Raw genomic sequence first — 18,450 nt, 5'->3', positions numbered from 1 at the left:
TACTTTGCCCTCAAATCTCGTCGGCCGGCGCGTAGGAACCGTCTTCGCGATGCACTTCCTTGCCCGTCACCGGCGGGTTGAAGCAGCAGGCCATGACGAGGTCTTCCTCGGCGCGGACGGTGTGGTGGTCGTGCAGGTTGAGCGCATACATCACGCCCGGCTTGATCTGGTGGGTTTCGCCGGTTCCGAGATCCGTGATCGAGCCGCGGCCGGAGATGCAGTAGACGCTCTCGAAGTGGTGCTTGTAGTGGAAGGTATGCTCCGAGCCGGCCTTCAGCGTCGTGATGTGGAAGGAAAATCCCATCCCGTCGTCGGCCAGCAGCATCCGCACGGAGGTCCATTCCTTGTCCGAGACGGCCCTGTCGGTGCCCTTCAGCTCATTGAAATCCCTGATGATCATGAACGTCTACTCCGCTGCGATCTGCATGCCGCCGGTAACGTCCGCGGCCGCTTGCTCGAGCATGTTGAAGCCTTCCTCGAACAGCGCCGCCGGCGTCGTCAGGGGCGCCAGAATCTTGACCACCTCGTCGTTCGAGCCCGAGGTCTCGACCACCAGGCCGAGCTCGAAGGCGCGGGCGCAGATTGCGCCGGCCAGTTCGCCGGAATGGACGTCCAGCCCCTGCATCAGGCCGCGGCCCTTCAGGCGGGAGCCGGGCACTGTCTCGGCCAGCTTGCGCAGCGCCCTGGTCAGGCGCGTGGCCTTCTCTTCCAGGGCCTTCTCGAAGCTGTCGTCGGCCCAGAACTTCTCGATCGCGACGCGCGCGGTGACGAAGGCGTGGGTGTTGCCGCGGAAGGTGCCGTTGTGCTCGGCGGGGCCGAAGACGTCGTGCTCGGGGCGGACCAGAACCATCGCCATGGGCAGCCCGAATCCGGAGATGGACTTGGCCATGGTCACGAGGTCCGGCTGCACGTCCATGTTCTCGAAGGAGAAGAAGGTCCCGGTGCGGCCGCAGCCCGCCTGGATGTCGTCGATGATCAGCAGCGCGCCATTGTCGCGGGCGATCCGCGCCACGTTCTCGATCCACTCGGTCGAAGCGGCGTTCAGTCCGCCCTCGCCCTGGACGGTTTCCAGGATGATCGCCGCGGGTGCGTCGATGCCGCCCGACGGATCGGTCAGCATCTGCTCCAGCAGCGCGGCGCTGTCGACGCCGTCGGCAAAGCCGTCGTACGGCATGCGGGTGACGCCGGACTTGTCCATCCCGGCGCCGCCGCGGTGGTAGCCGTTGCCGGTCGCGGCCAGCGCGCCCATGGTCACGCCGTGGAAGCCGCGGGTGAAGGCCACGATGTTGGTGCGGCCCGTCTTCTTGCGGGCGATCTTCATCGCCGCCTCGACGGCGTTGGCGCCGGTCGGGCCCATGAACATGACCCGGTGATCCATGTCCCGCGGCTTCAGGATGTGCTCCTCGAAGGCGGTCAGGAAGGCGCCCTTGGCTTCGGTGTGCAGATCCAGGCCGTGGGCGATGCCGTCGCCGGCGATGTAGTCCAGCAGCGCCTGCTTCATGTCGGGATCGTTATGGCCATAGTTCAGCGACGAGCAGCCGGCCAGGAAATCGATATAGCGGTTGCCTTCGTCGTCGAACAGTTCGGAGCCGCGGGCCTCGGTGAACAGCGAGGGGATGGAGCGGCAGTAGGAGCGCGCTTCGCTTTCGCGGCGTGCAAAGACAGAGGTCTTCTGGTCCATGTCATTGGGCATGGCGTACGTCCTTTCGGAGATTCGGGAATTTCGTTGCGGCGGTCAGGCCGCCTGCTTGAGATCGAATTCCTCGGGCAGGGTGATCGTCACCATGTGCTCGGTGTCGTGGCGACCGTCGAAGTGCGCCTCTTCGTCGAAATGCGGCTCATCGGTGAGTTCGCCGCCGATCGCGCGGGCGAAGCTGCGGAACAGCGCCCAGGAAGCGTCGTTGTCTTCGGTGATCGTCGTCTTGAGCTCTGCCGCGTCGGCGCAGGCGTCGCGCTCCAGCAGGTGCAGCAGCATCTTCTTGCCGAGACCGAGGCCGCGGGCCTTCGGACTCACCGCCACCTGCCAGACGAAGAACGCGTCTTCGTTGGGAATCATGTGTCCCGATATCCAGCCGACGACGTCACCGTCGAGTTCCGCCACCACGCACGTGTCGCGGAAATGATCGGCCTGGATCAGATTGCAGTACATCGAGTTCTCGTCCAGCGGCTTGCAATCACGCACAAGCGCCCAGATTTCCGCCCCGTCTTCCGCATTCGGTTTGCGCAGACGGGGCGCACGAGTTCGAGGTTTGGATTTGGGTTCGTCTCCGATGATCTCGGGCATTGTACCTGCGCCTCCACACTAACTTCGATGAAGCTAACTATATGGGGGCTGCTGAAATTTCAACCATCAAAGCATATTTTTCCGCCAGCGGATGGAATATGCCGCATATATACGTACATTTAGCCGCCGCCAGGGCGCGCACAGGCTAAGCATGTCGCGGATGGACGCTCTTAGCCGAAGCAAATTTTATATTGAAAATCTTCACGTGCTGAAGCAAATAGGACTCAATGCCGTGAGAGAATCATGAACAACGCGTCCCGACACAGAACGGATGACAGCCTGATCGCCCTGCACCGGATCGTGCGCGCGACGGAGCTGTATTCCCGCGATCTGGCGCAGGCCGCCGGGTTGACGCCGACGCAGCTCCGCGTTCTTCAGATCGTCGACAGCCAGGACAGTGCCACACCCAAGGCCCTGGCGCAGCAGATGCGGGTCAGCCAGGCGACAGTGACATCTCTGGTGGACAAGCTGGTTGCGCACGGCATGGTCCGGCGTCTGCCGTCGCAGGCCGACCGGCGGCAGACCCACATCGTCAGCACGCCGATCGGCCATGAACGCCTGCAGCAGGCCGCGGGCGCCCTGCCGCAACGCTTCGTCCGCGCATTCCAGGCCCTCGCGGACTGGGAACAGGCTCAGCTGATCGCGTCGCTCGAGCGCGTCGCCGCGATGCTTGACGCCGTTGAGATCGAAGAGGCGCCGCTGCCCGCCAATGGCGAGATTCACCGCGAATCGGCCTGAGCCGGCTGCCCGCGACGCACTTGCCACCACCGCGGCTTCGTTGTTCCACGACGCACAAGACAGCGTCGACGGAATGCCGCGGTTCATATCCAGACGGTTTTCCCCATGTCCCGATGCACCGGGCTTTTCCACGCCCGTCGCGGCCGGACGATGGAGGATCGGGAAGATGGCGAAGACCGTCGCGGATTTCATGCTGGAGCGCCTGCGCGACTGGGGCGTGGAACGGGTCTATGGCTACAGTGGCGAAGGCATCGGCGGTATTCTCAGTGCGGTCGAACGCGCCGATGGCGACGGTCTGGACTTCATCCAGCCCCGGCACGAGGAGGAAGCCGCCTTCATGGCCTGCGCCCATGCCAAGTACACGGGCGAGGTGGGCGTCTGCATGTCGACCAGCGGACCGGGCGCCATCCATCTGCTGAACGGCCTCTACGATGCGAAGCTGGACCATCAGCCGGTCGTCGCCATCGTCGGACAGCAGCCGCGGCCCGCCCTGGGCGGCGACTTCCTGCAGGAGGTGGACCTGCCGGCGCTGTTCAAGGACGTGGCCCACGAATACGTCCACATGTGCGCATCGCCCGAGCAGATGCGTCATCTGCTGGATCGTGCATTCCGGATCGCAAAGGGCTATCGGACGGTCACCGCGCTGATCGTGCCCGCCGACGTGCAGGAAGCGGACGCGGTGGAGGAGCCGCGGCATGGCCACGGCACGATGCACAGCGGGGTCGGCTACACGCCCGGAGTGGTGACGCCGGACCAGGCGCAGCTGGAACGCGCCGCGGCGGTTCTCAACGAGGGCGAGAAGGTGGCGATGTTCGTCGGCGCGGGCGCGCTTGGCGCGGGCGACGAAGTCATGGAGATTGCGGACATCCTGGGCGCCGGCGTCGCCAAGGCGCTGCTCGGCCGCGCCGCCGTCGGCGACGACGAGCCGGGCGTGACCGGCCAGTCGGGGCTGCTCGGAACCAAGCCTTCCTGGGAACTGGTCCGTGACTGCGACACCTTCTTCATGATCGGCTCCGGCTTTCCCTATGCCCAGTTCCTGCCGAAGGAAGGCAACGCGCGCGGGGTGCAGGTCGATATCGACCCGGGGATGCTGTCCCTGCGCTACCCGATGGAGGTCAACCTTCAGGGCGATGCGGGGGCGACGCTTCGGGCCCTGAAGCCGCTGCTCAAACGCAAGACCGACCGCAAATGGCGCAGGAAGGTCGAGGACAATATCGACGACTGGTGGAAGGGCGCGGAGAAGCGGGCGCACCAGAAGGCCGACCCGGTGAACCCCCAATTGCTGTTCTGGGAGCTGTCGCCCAGATTGCCGGACGACGTCATCCTGTCGGCCGATTCAGGCACCTCGACCAACTGGTTCGCGCGCGCGCTGAAGGTGCGGCGCGGCATGAAGGCATCGCTGTCGGGCACGCTGGCCACCATGTGTCCGGCTGTCCCTTACACGACGGCGGCGAAGTTCTGCTATCCGGACCGGCCGGCGATCGGTTTCATCGGCGACGGGGCGATGCAGATGCTGGGTCTCAACGCGTTGATCACCATCGCCCGGTACTGGCGGCAATGGGAAGACCCGCGCGCCATCATCTGCGTGCTCAACAATGGCGACCTCAATCAGGTCACCTGGGAACTGCGCGCACAGGCAAAGACGCCGAAGGTCGAGGAAACGCAGGACGTTCCCGCCTTCGACTACGCTCACTATGCCGGGACGCTTGGACTGAAGGGCATCCGCATCGAGAAGCCGGAGGACATTGCGCCGGCGTGGGATTCGGCGCTGGCCGCCGACCGGCCGGTGGTGATCGATGCCCTGGTCGATCCAACGGTGCCCACCCTGCCGTCCCACATCACCCGGAGCCAGGCGAAGAGCTACGTCAAGGCGCTGATGAAAGGCGACCCGGAAGCCCGCGCCATCATCTGGCACAGCCTTGAGCGCGGGCTGACACGTTAGTCGCCTGCGCTGCGCTGGCCGCGGAACGGCGCGCGGATGTAGGATCGGCAGTCATGATGAACGACGACGACGAGCGCGCCGGATCGGTCCCGTGCCTTGCGCACATGCTGGTCGACGGTCACCCCGTGGATCCGGAAGCGGCGCGGGACGTCGCGCGCTTCAGGCGCGCCGAGCGTACGAGACTGCTGGCCGAGCGGCGAAAACTGTCCGCACGCGACCGGCGCGCCATGGCCGGCGAACTCATGGGACGGCTCGATGAGCATGTCGCCGTGGAAGCGGGGACGCGGATCGCCGTCTATTGGCCGATCCGCGGCGAACCCGATCTGCGGGACTGGATGGCGCGCGCCGACGCCGCCGGCGCGCGTGTTCTGCTGCCGGTCGTGGCGGCGAAGGAGGCGCCCCTCGTCTTCCGCCGGTGGCGTCCCGGCTGCGCCATGGCGCCCGGAGTCTGGGACATACCGGTGCCCGTCGACGGCGAGGCCGAAACGCCTGACACGGTGATCGTGCCGCTCCTCGGCGTCGACGAGTCGGGCTACCGGCTCGGCAATGGCGGCGGCTATTACGACCGGACGCTCGTGCGCCTGCGCCCGATGCCGAAGATCGTCGGCGTCGGTCATGCCTTCTGCCGGATGAAGACGATCTTCCCGATGCCCTGGGACGTGCCCATGGACAGCGTGATTCTGACGGACGGGACGGTGATTCACCGATAGTAGGCCACCGGACTGGGGCAGGGGCCCGCCGACCAGCGAGCCGACGGCCGTCGTGACAACGATCCGGATCTGGTCGAACATGACGAGGCCGGCGACCAGAGCTATGCCGAACGGGCATTGGCGTCTCAGTCGCGCACCCGCGCCGCCTCTTCCTCGTCAGCGATATGGTGGAGCGCATATTCTCCGAGGACGGTTCCGGCCGTCGCGCCCCGTTCGCGGAACACCGCGGGGTCGAGATGTGCTGCGGCGGCACGCGCCAGGGCGGCGCCGTCAAAGGCCGTGACAAGCACCAGCCAGGACATCGGGTCATCGGCACCCCGGAGCGACTGCTCGCGTGTCATCGGCGGCGGCGGCGACGGTTGCAGAAAATGCGCGCCGACGACTTCCGGCCGGCGGACGAGCTGCGGCAGGACTTCGCGCCGGATCCAGTCGGCGAGATTCTCGTCGGCGCCTTCGCCCGGCCTGAAACGCAGCACCGCCGCGGCGGCGCCCAGGCCGAAGCCATGGCTCTCCACGACGCGGCAGAACCCCCGGATCATGCCGCGGAAGCGTGGCATCATCTCGCGTGTCCACGGCGTCGGGTCGTTCAGCCGATCCAGATAGGCCGTCGACGTCGCGACGTCGACGCCGCTGACCTCGTAGGTCACCATGTACCGGGGCGCCGAGCCGGTCGAAACCCAGCGCGTCGCCCGAATGAAGCCCGGCACAGAGAGTCTTTCGTGAAAATGCTCGTTGCTGTGCCAGTCGTCGTGGTCGGCGCTGTCGCCCTCGATGTCGTAGAACAGCACCATGGCGGCGTCACTGCGAAGCGCCATCGCTGGCTCCTCCTTTCCACGTTTCTTCCCAAGCCGCCAGAACGCGGTCGACGAAGGCGTCGGCCATGCCCAGCGCGCCTGCCGGATCGGCCAGCGATTTCCAGTCGATGGGGGCATCGGAGAGCTCAGGCAGTATCTCGAACAGATCGCGTTCCTCATCGCTCGCCCGGACGCACGCTGCCTTGACCAGCCGCTGCGCCTCCTCCCGCGGCAGGTGGACCGAAAGCGCAAAGCTCGCGGCCTCGGCCAGTGGGAGGCTCAGCGCTGCGTCCAGATTGGCGCGCATGCGCCCGGGGCGGACCGTGAGGCCTTCGAGGCACGAGAGAGCCTGCGAGAAGGCGCCCGCGGTCGCCGCGGCCATGGGGGCGAGGGTGAGCCATTCCAGGGCCCAGCCGGGGCCGCCGCGTTCATGTTCCTGCAGCGCCGCCTGGTGCAGCAGGCCAATCTGGCCGGCATTGAACCGGGCCAGGGACACGAGGGTTTCCGCCGAAATGGGGTTCGCCTTGTTCGGCATGGTGGACGAACCGCCGCCGGCCAGCCGGACCTCGCCGACCTCGCTCTGGGCGAGGAGCGTCAGATCGAGGCCCATCTTGCCGAGGCTGGCGGTCGCCTGCGAGAGCCAGCCGCCGAGTTCCAGCAATGCGTCCCGCTGCGCGTGCCAGGGCGATGGTGCGATGCCCAGGTCCAGCCGCCTGGCCAGGGCCTTCTCCACAGCGGGCGCCCGCTCGCCCATGGCCGAGAGCGTGCCGGACGCCCCACCCAGGGAGAGGCGGAGCAGGCGGGGACGGAGCTCGGCCAGGCGATCGCGGTGCCTGACCATTGGCGCCAGCCAGCCCGCCGCCTTGAGCCCGAAAGTCGTCGGCGTGGCCTGCTGCGAGCGCGTGCGGCCCGCCATTGGTTGGTGGCGGTAGCGGCGCGCCAGCGCGGCGAGCGAGGAAGCCGTCGCCGCCATGCGTTCACGATAGAGGTCGAGCAGGTCCCGGAGGCGCAGGACCAGCCCGGTGTCCATGACGTCCTGCGACGTTGCCCCCCAATGCACGTAGGAGGCCGCCTGGCCCCCGGTCGCCTGCCTGAGCGCAGCGACCAGCGCCGGTACGGGCACGCCGTCGCGCGCGGTTTCGGCCGCAAGGCGGGCTGGCTCGATTGCCAGCGAGGACGCGGCGCGCGCGATCGCCGCGGCGGCGTCCTGCGGGATCACGCCGACCTCCCCCTGGGCCTCGGCGAGGGCGCCTTCGAAACGCAGCATGGCCTCGATCTGCGCCCGGTCGTCGAGCAATCGTCTCGCCGCCGGGTCGCAGAAAAGGTCGCCATAGATTGCGCTGTCCAGGGGGGAGGTGGTCAAGGTCCGGGCGCTCAGAAGTCGAGGAAGACGGTTTCGCCTTCGCCCTGGAGTCGGATGTCGAAGCGGTAGACCGTTTGACCGGCGCGGTTCGAGCGCCCGGCGATCAGCGTCGCCCGGCGGTCTTCGTCGTCGATCAGTTGCAGCAGCGGATCCTCGGCGTTGGCCACAGCCTCGTCGGCGAAGTAGACGCGCGTCATGAGGTGGAAGTTGATGCCGCGGGCGTGGATCAGCAGATCGACGTGCGGCGCCTGGAGGCGCCCGTCGGCGGCTGGCGTCGGACCGGGCTTCACGGTCGTGAACGACCAGGTTCCGTCCTCGAAGGAAGCAGCGCAGCGGCCCCAGTTGCTGACCTTCGGATCGGCCCTCCCGGGGGAATCCCGGTGGTGGAAGCATCCTTCGGCGTCGGCCTGCCAGACCTCGATCAGGGCGTCCTTGACCGCGTTGCCTTCACCGTCGGTGACAACGCCTTCGATGCGGATGCGTTCCCCCTGGCAACCCGGCTGGGCCATCAGGTTCTCGCGCGCATTGCGGCCGGTCGGAATGCCGGCGGCTTCCGGCGCCAGCCCGATGTGCACGAACGGACCGGCGGTCTGCGACGCGGTTTCTTTCAGGTTCATGGCGTCATTCTTCCTGCCGGCTTTCGAACACCGTGGCGGCGCGGCCGCGCAACACCAGGTCGAAACGGTAGGCCAGATGGTCGAAGGGCTTCGCCGCCTCCATGTCCAGCGTCGCCACCAGCCGGTCCCGCGCGGCCTTGTCGGGCACCGAGTTGAAGATCGGGCAGAGCGGCAGCAGGGGATCGCCTTCGAAATACATCTGCGTGACCAGGCGCTGCGCGAACCCCTCGCCGAAGAGAGAGAAGTGGACATGCGCAGGGCGCCAGGTGTTGGGGCCGTTGGGCCAGGGATAGGGGCCCGGCCGAATGCTCATGAATGCATAGCGGCCGTCCTGGTCGGTGAGGCAGCGTCCGCCGCCGGTGAAGTTGGGATCGACTGGCGCCAGGTAGGAATCGTTGACGTGGCGATACCGGCCCGCGGCATTGGCCTGCCAGATCTCCACCAGGCTGCGGCGCAGAGGACGCCCGTCCTCGTCCAGGACCCGACCGTGGATCAGGACGCGTTCGCCGATCGGGTCACCGTCGACCCGGCCGTTGCGAAGCAGATCGGCCTCCAGGGCGTCGATCCCGGCGGCGCCGAAGACCGGGCCGGTCATCTCTGTCAGGCCGGTGGGGACCGCCACCGGCGGATGGCGGGGCGAACGCGTCAGGCTGGTCCTGTAGGCCGGATGAAGGGCTGGCGGTTGATGCGCCCGATCCCTCGGTCTGAAGCCGTCCATCCAGTCCATGTCCTCTCCGCTCTCCCGTTCCTCCACACTGTTTCGCTATTCGCCACGCGCGGCAAGCATGGTCTGCATCGCTTCGATCGCCAGACGATAGCCCTGAGCGCCGAACCCGGCCATGACCGCTGTCGCGATGCGGGAGACGTAGGAGCGGTGGTAGATTTCCTCGCGCCGGTGGATGTTGGAGATGTGGAGTTCGATGATCGGGCCGGGGAACATCTTGAGCGCGTCGAGTAGGGCGAGCGAGGTGAACGTATACGCCGCCGGATTGACCACGATCCCGGCGCCTTCGTCGATGGCCTCCTGTACCCAGCTGACCAGTTCGCCCTCCATGTTGGTCTGGCGGAACTCGACCGCCCGCTCGCCGGCCGCCTCGCGGCACATGGCCTCGATGTCGGCCAGGGTGTCGCGACCGTAGATTTCGGGCTCCCGCGTTCCCAGGCGGTTCAAGTTGGGGCCGTTCAGCACGTAGATCGGTTTCTGCATGATTCTCTCCCGCATTCCGGTCGGTCCGGGCCGTGCCGGCCGACAGCGGCAGCATATCGGAATGGAGGCGATCGTGGGGCGGCCCGGCGCGCCGAGGCGCCTCTATCACTTCTCGCGGACGAGCCGTTCGTAGAGATGCCAGCTCGTATGGCCGAGAAGGGGGAAGACGAAGATGACGCCGACGAACAGGGGCGCGATGGCGAGCAGCGTCAGCGCGCCTACTGCCGCACCCCATCCCAGCATGACCACAGGGCTCTGAATCACCGTTTTCACGCTGGTGATCATTGCCGTGACGAAATCGACCCGCTTGTCCAGCAGCAGCGGCATCGAGATCACCGTGATCGAAAAGAGGATGGTCGCCAGCACGGCGCCGACCGCGGAGCCGACGAGCAGGAAGGTGACGCCTTCACTGGTGGTGAACAGGACGGAGAGCAGGTGATCCAGCGAACGGAAACCCTGATAGGCGAGCGTCAGGGCGAGCACGAGGCGGACCTGATAGGCCCAGATCCAGAAGACGAACAGGACGATGAAGGACATCCAGCCGAATTCGCGGCGCTGCTGGGTGAAGATCACGCCGAAGATGTCGCGCGCCGTGAAGGCTTCATCGAGCTTCAGCCTGCGTGACATCTCGTAGAGCCCGGCGGCAAGGAAGGGCGCCACCAGCGGGAAGCCCACGGCGGTGGCGATCACGATCCAGATCTGGTCGAAGACCGTGAGACCGGCGATCAGGGCGGCGCCGAACAGGGCGTAGACGAGGCCGAAAAAGAGGCTGAGCGCGGGCCGTCGCGCGAAATCGCGGAGTCCGGCGCCAAGCGCGCCCCGGACGTCCGAGAATGTGGCGACGCCGACCTCCAGACGGATCGGCGACTCACTGATGGGTTCCTGTTCCGCTTCCATGCCGAGCTATCCCCTCCCACAGCCCGTCCCCGGCGGGGCGTGATCAGGCTCATTCTACGCCCGGCAATTCCCGTCGGCCAGCGGCGACACCGTCCTGCGGAAGGCGAAGCCGGCCGTCTCCTCCGGTGTTACAGGCCGTAGTACCAGCCCGGCACGTGCCGCACGTGGTTCTCGACCTTGCGGATCCCCGGCACGTTCTCCGCGGCGACGGCAGCCGCCTTTGCGCGCGCATCCGATCTGGCCAGGCCCCAGAGCTGGGCGACGCCGTCATGGACGATGGCGTCGATCGTCGGCATCACCAGGCCCGATTGTTCGGAGATGGCCTTGAGCACGTCCTCGCGCAGCTTGCGGTCATCGGAGGCGGTCTTGATCTGGGGGTCCGGGGCGGCGATCAGCCCGCGCAGGATATTGGCGCGGCTGACAATACCGACGAGACGCCCGCCGTCGACGACGGGCAGGCGCTTGACGTGGTGACGTTCGAGAAGGTCCGCGATCTCGCGCAGCGTCGCCGTCGGCGTCGTGGTGACGACGTCGCGGGTCATCACCTCCCGGGCCAGCCTGCCGTGTTCCTTGACGTACTTGCTGGCTTCCTCGTCCTGGGTGGCGAAGACCCTCAGCCACCAGTTCTCGCGGCGTTCGGTCTCGGTCTCGGCGCGGCGGATCAGGTCGCCTTCGCTGACGATGCCGAGGAGCCCGCCGTCGGCGTCGACAACGGGGACGGCGCTGATCCGGTTGGCGAGCAGCCGTTCGGCGATCTCCCGGACGGTGGCGTCCGGCGATACGGTAATGACGTTCGGCGTCATGACATCTGCGGCTTGCATCTCACTCTCCTCCGCTGGCCGGTTCATCGCGGCATTGCCCGCAGATCGTGACGCATCTCCGGACGGCCCGACTTGACCTGTATCAAATGGCGCGGGGAATGCGTCGTCGGCCCGGCAGCAGGCCGGCTGATGTACGGCGAGGCGTTTGCAGCGACCGGGGAGGGGGCTCAGAAAAGGTCGGCTTCGTCCACGCCGCTGACGCCGAGCAGGGCGGCGGTGGCGCCGCTGGAGAAGGTGATGATCGTGTCGTCGGTTTGTCCATCCCCGTCCGCGTCCGCGGCGGCGAGAGACTGGATGGCGATGTCGGTGAGCCAGAGCGCGTCTTCGCCGACCGCGAAATCGGTGATCACGTCGTTGCTCTCCACCCCATCGGCGGTGAAGAAGCGGAAGTGATCGGCGCCGCTGCCGCCTGTGAGCGTGTCGTCGCCGTCTCGGCCCTCCAGGATGTCGTTGCCCGCCTCGCCAAGAAGCAGGTCGTCGCCCTGGTCGCCCACAGCCCGGTCGTCGCCGGCGCCGCCATAGACCGTGTCGGCATCGAGGCCGCCATAGAACAGATCGGCGTCGGCGCCGCCGTAGAGTTCGTCCACGCCGTGGCGGCCGATCAAGGTGTCGGCGCCGTCGCCACCGAAGATGCTGTCATTGCCGATCCAGCCGTCGAGCCTGTCGTCGTCGGCGCGGCCTTCGAGTCCGTCATCACCATCACCGCCGTGCAGCGTGTCATTGCCCGCCTGGCCGACCATCCAGTCGCTGCCGGCGCCGCCCGAGGCGCTGTCGTCGCCGCCGCCTGTATAGACGCGGTCGTTGCCGTCGCCGCCGTCGATCGTGTCGAGCCCGTCGCGGCCGATCAGCGTGTCATTGCCCAGCCCGCCGGAGATCAGGTTGTTGCCGGTTCCGCCATCGACCCGGTCGTCACCGGCGCCGCCATCCAGCGTGTCGTCTCCCGCTTCGCCGTAGACACCGTCGGCGCCCGCGCCGCCATGGGCCGCGTCGCCGTCATCGCCGGCCATGAGAAGGTCGTCGCCATCGCCGCCGTCGAGGCTGTCGATGCCCTCATTGGCATAGAGCCGGTCGTCGCCGCCGCCACCTGCCAGCGTGTCGGCCCCGGCGCGTCCGATCAGGACATCGTTGTCACCGCCGCCGGAGAGAAGGTTGTTGCCCGCGCCGCCGTCAAGCCGATCCAGGCCCAGGCCGCCGAACAGCTGGTCGTCGCCCTGCTGGCCGAACAGGCGGTCGGACCCGTCGCCGCCGGAGAGGGTGTCTGCGCCGAGGTCGCCCAGCACGTCATCGTTGCCGCCGCCGCCTTTCAGGCTGTCGGCATCGGCGCCGCCGTCGAGCCGGTCGATGCCGTCGCCGCCATCGAGGATGTCGTTGCCGTCCTCGCCGTAGAGTCGGTCGTTGCCCGCCATACCGCTCAAGGTGTCGGCGCCTGTGCCGCCTTCCATGATGTCGATGCCCTCGGCGCCCGTCAGCAGGTCGTTACCTTCTTCGCCCTGCAACACGTTGCCGCCGAACTGGCCTTCCAGCGTATCGTCGCCCGCGCCGCCGCGGAGGTAGTCGTTCCCCAGGCCTGCGCGGATCAGGTCGTGGCCCGCGCCGCCGTACATCCGGTCCAGCGCCGCGCCGCCATCGAGCGTGTCGTCGCCGTCGCGGCCCCAGATCAGGTCCCCGCCGTCGCCGCCGTCGAGCAGATCGTTCTCGGTGCCGCCGTCGAGTCGGTCGCCGCCGGCGCCGCCGAAAAGCGTATCGGCTCCGGCCTCGCCGGCCATGACGTCGTTGTGGGCCTCGCCGGCAAGCGTATCGGCGCCGTCGCCGCCCTGGACCCGGTCATTGCCGTCGCCGCCGAAGATCTCGTCCGCGCCGCCGCCGCCATAGATGAAATCGAGAATGGCACCGCCCCACATCCGGTCGTCGCCCTGATCGCCGCGGAGATAGTCGGCGTCACCGCCGCCATAGAGGATGTCGTTGTCCTCCTGGCCGTAGAGAGAATCCCGCCCGCCGTCGCCGTGAAGCTCGTCGGCGCCGCCGCGGCCCAGGATGAAGTCCCAGCCGTCATTGCCGCGGAACCGGTTGCCGTCGCTGCCGCCATAGACCGTGTCGCCGGCGGCCGAGCCCTCCACGTTCTCGATGCCGAACAACACGTCGCCGCCGCCGCCCTGGCCACCGAACATGTTGACGAAGATCGCGCCCGGCGCGCCGGAATAGTCGGCCGTGTCGATGCCGTCGCCGCCATCCAGTGTGTCCGGGCCATCCCCGCCGGCAAGCCAGTCGTCGCCCGCACCGCCGGAGAGGCTGTCATTGCCGGCCTCCCCGGTGAGCGTCTCGGCGCCCGCGCCGCCGACGCGGAGGTGATTGCCGCCGCCCGTCTGGCCGTCGGTTCGCGCGGTCCAGGCCCCGAAGCGGACGGTTTCCACGTCGGCCGCCACCGTGTCGCTGCCGTCGCCGCCGACCGTGTCGGTCACCGTCAGCGAACCGTCCGCGTTCGCTGCGATGACATAGTTCCCGACCGCGCCGGCGAAGATGGCGGTGTCCGTGCCGCCGCCGCCGCGCAGCAGGTCGTCGCCCGCGCCGCCGGTCAGCGTGTCGTCGCCGCCCGCACCGTCGATCGTGTCGTTGCCGCCCAGGCCGTCGATCGCTTCGCCGGCCTCCGTGCCGTCGATCAGGTTCGCGGCGTCGTTGATGGCGAGCTCCGTGCCGACGAGATGTTCGATCCCCGACAGCGTATAGGTCTCGCCATCGGCGATGACCGTGTTCGTCAGGGGATCGAAGATCGCCTCGGCGGCGAAGGAGAAATCGGCCGTGTCGACGCCTTCGCCACCGTCGACCAGCCCGCCGCCCGCGCCGGGGTTCAGCATGTCGTCGCCGGCCCCGCCATAAAGACTGTCGGCGCCCGCGCCGCCGTTCAGCGTGTCATTGCCGTCATTGCCCAGCAGGCTGTCGTCGCCGCCAAGCCCGTCGACCACATCGTCACCGCCCAGCGCGTCTATGGTGTCGGCGGCGTCGGAGCCGGCGATAGTGTCGGCATTGTCGGTAATGGGGTCCGTGAGACCGATGAAATTCTCGATACTCGTGATCTGATAGATGTCGCCGTCGGCAGTCACCGTCTGGCCGTCATCGGAGAGAACTGCATTATCGGCAAAGGAAAAATCGGCCGTGTCGACGCCGTCGCCGCCATCGATTACGCCACCTCCTCGGCCGGGATCGAGCAAGTCGCTGCCCCAGTCGCCATAGAGACTGTCGGCACCCTCACCGCCCCTTAGCGTATCAGGGCCGTATTGACCCTCCAGACTGTCGTCCCCTGCGCCACCTTCAATCAGATCACGACCGCTTCTGCCGATGATGCGGTCATTGTCGCCGCCGCCGAACAGGGTGTCATCGTGAGAGCCGCCAATGATGGTGTCGGCCCCAACCCCACCATCCAGAGAATTGAAGCCGAATTCAACGCGGAGCGTATCGTCGCCCGCGCCGCCAATCAGCGTCGTCGAGCCTTCCCATGCCTGAATACTGTCATTCCCCTCGCCCCCATCAGCGAAGTCGCGACCGCCATCCTCGAGCAGGATCCGGTCATCGCCGGCGCCACCGAACACCGTGTCGTCGCCTTCGTGGGTCACGAGGTAGTCGTCTCCACCGCCGCCAAGAACGCTTTCTCGTGTGAAGCGACGAGTGGGCAGAACGTCGAATTCATCGGTGCCTTCGTAGACGACTACCGGCGTGTCCTGCAGCCCTGTGATGTAGTTCAAGGAGAACTCGGATGCCGAAACGCCGCGAAGCAATGCCCAGTGGTTGCTGTCGGCCTCGATGAGCAGACCTTCCTCTGTCTCCGAGATGGATAGGTCCGCCGAAGTTGTATCGTCTCTGGAGAACTCGAGGACATCGGTGCCGGGATCGAAGTCCATGACAAGTACGCCGTCCGCCACGAATGTATCGGCGTCATCGCCGCCCCAGGCAATGTCAGTACCCTCGCCGCCGGCGATGTAATCCGCGTCGTCACCACCCCTAAGGGAGTCATCGCCACCACCGCCAAAAATGAGGTCAAACCCGCCGTAGTGACCGACATCGGCTTCGATCGTATCGTCGCCGTCGCCGCCGTAGAGAATGTCGTGCCAGACGCCGGCCGACAGCGAGTCGTCGAACCGCGAGCCGATCAGTCTGTTGTTGCCGTCGCCTCCATACATCTCAATCAGATAGCCGCCGGCCAGTGACATGGCCCCGGAGGCGTCCAGCACATCATCATGTTCGCCGCCGTAGAGGCGGTCGGCCCCGTCGGTCACCAGCAGGACATCTTCCTTGTAGCCGCCATAGAGCCAGTCGACGCCTGCGCCGCCGGACAGTGTGTCTTCGCCGTCACCGCCATCCAGTGTATCGCTCAGTTCGCCGCCTGCGAGGACGTCGTGCCCATCGCCACCGTAGACCGAATCACGTCCGTTGCTGCCATTGACGGTGTCATGACCATCGCCGGCAAGCACGGTATCGCCCCCGGCGATCAGGTTGACGAGGTCATTGCCCGGCGTCTGTTCATGACGTTCGTCGCGCCAGTCCGCCTCTTCGGCGCCGCGCCGGGAAAAGATGAAACTCCCTTCGGACAGATCGTCGATCCCCGAGCCGACAATGGTGATCTCCGCGTTCTCCGAGATCTCCAGAACGAGGTTGCCACCGATTGACCGGGCTATGGCCTGAACGGCCGCGAGCGATGCCATACCCTCGAAGGCCGACAGGTCGATCCTGTCTCCGTCCTCGAAATCGCCAATGACGTCGTTGCCGCCGGTGAGAAAGAAGATATCGTCGCCGGCGCCGCCGTAGAGACTGTCGTCGCCGCTGCCGGCGGCGACGATGTCGTTGCCGTTTCCGCCGAAAACGATGTCGTTGTCCGCCCCGCCGAACAGCGTCTGCGCCCCGTCGCCGCCATCGAGGTGATCGTTGCCGAGTCCGCCGTCCAGAGTATCGCCGGTTCCGCCGACAAGCGTATCATTGCCGAGAAAGCCCAGCACACGCTCTGCATCGTTCGATCCTGACAGGCTGTCGGCAAATGCGCCTCCGAGCACCAGAGGCGGGAATTCGAGCGCAGGCGCGTCGAAGATGAGCACCTTGGCAATGATCTCGTCCAGATCGGGCACGTCGCCATAGACCTGATCCAAATTCAGGGTCGCGGTGTCGCCGAGAGACAGTGACCAGTTGCGGCTGTATACGTTCTCGATGCGGATATCGTCCGCGGACAAGCCGAGTTCGGAGATGTCGACACGGTCCCTGTCAAATTCGAACCTGTAGATTTTTGCCTGAGCGAACCCTTCCGTGAGCCGGAACATGTCCTGACCGCCTCCTCCCTCGACGCCCTCACCCGTTCCCTTCAGTACAATCAGGTCGTCGCCAAGTCCGCCTTCTCCGCTGCCTCCCATTTCGCCCATCACGAGGGTGTCGTCGCCATCGCCGCCGAACAGGTGGCCGTATCCATTCCTGAGATCAAGATAGCCCGCGCCCGCTCCGTCGTAGATGCGATCGAAGCTGTGGCCGCCCAGCAGGACATTCTCGCCATCGCCGCCATAGAGCGTGTCGCTGCCCATCCAGCCCATGAGATGATCAGGTCCCGCGCCACCTTCCAGTTGGATACTTTCCCAGAAGCGCGAGTCTGTGCCGGACTGATGGAACACGAAATTCGAAGCTGTGAGTTGGTCGGCGGTTCTATCGACGATGACGATGCTGTCAGTGCCGTCCGGGGTCAGGACCAGATTCGACCCCGACTGACGGGCGCTACCCATGAGCTGATCGAAACCGGCGAGAGATTGGTAGAATGACAGGTCGATCAGATCGGCGTGTATGCCGTTGCTTTCAAAGCCGTAAATCACGTCCGTACCGGAGGTGACGTAAAAGATGTCGGTCGCGCCCGCGCCGCCGTACAGCCTGTCGGTTCCTTCGCCGCCAACGAGCACATCGCCGCCATCGGCGTAGAGCTTGTCGTCATTGCGCTCGCCCAGGAGAAGGTCATGGCCGGCGCCGCCAACGAGAGTATCAGCGCCGGCGGCACCCTTCAGGCAATCCTCGCCACCACCACCGGCAAGCGAGTCGTTGAAGTCACCTCCCCTCAGCGTATCCTGGCCATCTCCACCATCCATCAGGGCACCGAAGCTGTCGCCGTAATATTCGGGTACAGCAGCGTAGACCGCGAGGAAATCGTCGCCCTCGCCGCCATAGATCGTGTCGAGGCCCGTGCCGCCAAACAACCGGTCGCTGCCAGCCCCACCAAGGAGCGCGTCGTCACCTTCGATTCCAGCAAACGCATCGTCGCCTGCGCCGCCAAAGAAACGGTCTCCCTCTGAGGTGCCCGACAGACTGTCACCGCCGGAATCGCTGAAGAACCGGTACTGATCGGTCATGCGGATGTCGGCCGCCGCCACCTCGGCGCGTGTCAGGCCTGCAAACGTGACGGAGCCGCCGTCGGCCAGGTCGACTCTGAATCCGTCCGACGTTTCCTGCCCCGCATCGAGAAAATCATTCAGATCGGCAAAGCCCGAGGCGTCGATCTCGACAACGTCGTCACCGCCGCTCAGTCCGGCAATGACATCGTGGCCGCTGAACCCGCGTGCGCTGTCGAATTCGTCGCCCACCCTCACACGGAGCAGGTCGCTACCGGCACCCCCAGTCAACGTGTCGTCGCCGAAACCGCCGTCGATGGTATCGTCGCCGCGCGCGCCGGTTATGGCGTTCGCGGAACCGTTGCCAACGAGTAGATCCGAGCCATCGCCCGCATATATGTCCTCGATGACTGTTCCGTCTTCAACATGGACGAGTACGCCATCAATTCTGCCGCCGCTTCGCAGGTCGAGAACGACATCACTGCTCACCGCCGCCGTGTTGATCCGGTCATGGCCACCTGAATCGCGGATATGAGCGCGGTCGTTGTCGGTCCTGTGAGCCCTCGCCCGCTCGTAAGCGTAGGCGAAGTCGTCCGTGTAGATGAGATCGTCGTCGCCGGTTGCCTGCTCACCGAACAATCGCAGCGTCCAGCTGTTCAGGGTACCCGTATAGAGATGCTCGGAATCGAGCACTTCAAGCGTCCACTCACCAGCACTGTCGATGCCCCAATGC

General features: G+C 66.4%; 14 protein-coding genes. 3 read left to right on the top strand and 11 right to left on the bottom strand.

What is annotated here, in order from left to right:
- Positions 1–10 precede the first annotated feature (10 nt).
- Genes TEF_14770 through TEF_14760 form a run of 3 tightly spaced genes read right to left on the bottom strand, consistent with a single transcriptional unit; the run spans position 11 to position 2,284 of the window.
- The gene (locus tag TEF_14770; protein ID ANK81916.1) at positions 11–400 is read right to left on the bottom strand and encodes an L-ectoine synthase; all 390 of its coding nucleotides are present in this window, start codon (positions 398–400) and stop codon (positions 11–13) included.
- A 6-nt stretch (positions 401–406) separates the two neighbouring features.
- Positions 407–1,693: a diaminobutyrate--2-oxoglutarate transaminase gene (locus TEF_14765; GenBank protein ID ANK81915.1), complete on the bottom strand. Its 1,287-nt coding sequence runs from the start codon at positions 1,691–1,693 to the stop codon at positions 407–409.
- 42 nt (positions 1,694–1,735) lie between these two features.
- Positions 1,736–2,284, bottom strand: a complete 549-nt coding sequence (locus tag TEF_14760; GenBank protein ID ANK81914.1) for a diaminobutyrate acetyltransferase — start codon at positions 2,282–2,284, stop codon at positions 1,736–1,738.
- 243 nt (positions 2,285–2,527) lie between these two features.
- Here TEF_14760 and TEF_14755 point away from each other — a divergent pair, with 243 nt between their 5' ends.
- The 3 genes from TEF_14755 to TEF_14745 all read left to right on the top strand — a co-directional run bounded on the left by TEF_14755 (position 2,528) and on the right by TEF_14745 (position 5,674).
- On the top strand, positions 2,528–3,022 hold the full coding sequence (locus tag TEF_14755; GenBank protein ID ANK81913.1) for a MarR family transcriptional regulator: 495 nt from the start codon (positions 2,528–2,530) through the stop codon (positions 3,020–3,022).
- A gap of 166 nt (positions 3,023–3,188) precedes the next feature.
- The gene (locus TEF_14750) at positions 3,189–4,964 is read left to right on the top strand and encodes a thiamine pyrophosphate-requiring protein (protein ANK81912.1); all 1,776 of its coding nucleotides are present in this window, start codon (positions 3,189–3,191) and stop codon (positions 4,962–4,964) included.
- A 56-nt stretch (positions 4,965–5,020) separates the two neighbouring features.
- The gene (locus TEF_14745) at positions 5,021–5,674 is read left to right on the top strand and encodes a 5-formyltetrahydrofolate cyclo-ligase (GenBank protein ID ANK83507.1); all 654 of its coding nucleotides are present in this window, start codon (positions 5,021–5,023) and stop codon (positions 5,672–5,674) included.
- Positions 5,675–5,799: 125 nt separating this feature from the next.
- Here the strand turns inward: TEF_14745 and TEF_14740 are convergent, their stop codons facing one another.
- The 8 genes from TEF_14740 to TEF_14705 form a co-directional block, all read right to left on the bottom strand.
- Entirely contained in the window at positions 5,800–6,489 is a 690-nt protein-coding gene (locus tag TEF_14740; GenBank protein ANK81911.1) for a hypothetical protein, read from the bottom strand.
- Positions 6,473–7,831: a 3-carboxy-cis,cis-muconate cycloisomerase gene (locus TEF_14735; GenBank protein ANK81910.1), complete on the bottom strand. Its 1,359-nt coding sequence runs from the start codon at positions 7,829–7,831 to the stop codon at positions 6,473–6,475. Before TEF_14735 ends, TEF_14740 begins: the two co-directional genes overlap by 17 nt.
- 11 nt (positions 7,832–7,842) lie before the next feature.
- Positions 7,843–8,448, bottom strand: a complete 606-nt coding sequence (locus tag TEF_14730; GenBank protein ID ANK81909.1) for a protocatechuate 3,4-dioxygenase subunit alpha — start codon at positions 8,446–8,448, stop codon at positions 7,843–7,845.
- 4 nt (positions 8,449–8,452) lie between these two features.
- Complete coding sequence (locus tag TEF_14725) at positions 8,453–9,175, bottom strand: protocatechuate 3,4-dioxygenase subunit beta (protein ID ANK81908.1); 723 nt, start codon at positions 9,173–9,175, stop codon at positions 8,453–8,455.
- A 36-nt stretch (positions 9,176–9,211) separates the two neighbouring features.
- Positions 9,212–9,655, bottom strand: a complete 444-nt coding sequence (locus tag TEF_14720; GenBank protein ID ANK81907.1) for a 3-dehydroquinate dehydratase — start codon at positions 9,653–9,655, stop codon at positions 9,212–9,214.
- A 105-nt stretch (positions 9,656–9,760) separates the two neighbouring features.
- Positions 9,761–10,552, bottom strand: a complete 792-nt coding sequence (locus TEF_14715) for a hypothetical protein (protein ANK81906.1) — start codon at positions 10,550–10,552, stop codon at positions 9,761–9,763.
- Between the two features lie 128 nt (positions 10,553–10,680).
- Complete coding sequence (locus TEF_14710) at positions 10,681–11,373, bottom strand: hypothetical protein (protein ID ANK83506.1); 693 nt, start codon at positions 11,371–11,373, stop codon at positions 10,681–10,683.
- A gap of 167 nt (positions 11,374–11,540) precedes the next feature.
- On the bottom strand, positions 11,541–18,410 hold the full coding sequence (locus TEF_14705; protein ANK81905.1) for a hypothetical protein: 6,870 nt from the start codon (positions 18,408–18,410) through the stop codon (positions 11,541–11,543).
- Positions 18,411–18,450: the final 40 nt, after the last annotated feature.

This window comes from Rhizobiales bacterium NRL2, from assembly GCA_001664005.1.
Lineage (GTDB): Bacteria > Pseudomonadota > Alphaproteobacteria > Minwuiales > Minwuiaceae > Minwuia.
The sequence above is the reverse complement of the archived record's forward strand: the minus strand, read 5'-3'. Positions and strand labels throughout refer to the sequence as shown.

Excerpts from the sequence above, each read along its gene's own strand:
- TEF_14715 (ANK81906.1), bottom strand. The coding sequence starts at position 10,552 with ATGGAAGCGGAACAGGAACCCATCAGTGAGTCGCCGATCCGTCTGGAG.
- TEF_14760 (ANK81914.1), bottom strand. The coding sequence starts at position 2,284 with ATGCCCGAGATCATCGGAGACGAACCCAAATCCAAACCTCGAACTCGT.
- TEF_14750 (ANK81912.1), top strand. The coding sequence starts at position 3,189 with ATGGCGAAGACCGTCGCGGATTTCATGCTGGAGCGCCTGCGCGACTGG.
- TEF_14725 (ANK81908.1), bottom strand. The coding sequence starts at position 9,175 with ATGGACTGGATGGACGGCTTCAGACCGAGGGATCGGGCGCATCAACCG.
- TEF_14765 (ANK81915.1), bottom strand. The coding sequence starts at position 1,693 with ATGCCCAATGACATGGACCAGAAGACCTCTGTCTTTGCACGCCGCGAA.
- TEF_14710 (ANK83506.1), bottom strand. The coding sequence starts at position 11,373 with ATGCAAGCCGCAGATGTCATGACGCCGAACGTCATTACCGTATCGCCG.
- TEF_14745 (ANK83507.1), top strand. The coding sequence starts at position 5,021 with ATGAACGACGACGACGAGCGCGCCGGATCGGTCCCGTGCCTTGCGCAC.
- TEF_14720 (ANK81907.1), bottom strand. The coding sequence starts at position 9,655 with ATGCAGAAACCGATCTACGTGCTGAACGGCCCCAACTTGAACCGCCTG.
- TEF_14730 (ANK81909.1), bottom strand. The coding sequence starts at position 8,448 with ATGAACCTGAAAGAAACCGCGTCGCAGACCGCCGGTCCGTTCGTGCAC.
- TEF_14770 (ANK81916.1), bottom strand. The coding sequence starts at position 400 with ATGATCATCAGGGATTTCAATGAGCTGAAGGGCACCGACAGGGCCGTC.
- TEF_14740 (ANK81911.1), bottom strand. The coding sequence starts at position 6,489 with ATGGCGCTTCGCAGTGACGCCGCCATGGTGCTGTTCTACGACATCGAG.
- TEF_14755 (ANK81913.1), top strand. The coding sequence starts at position 2,528 with ATGAACAACGCGTCCCGACACAGAACGGATGACAGCCTGATCGCCCTG.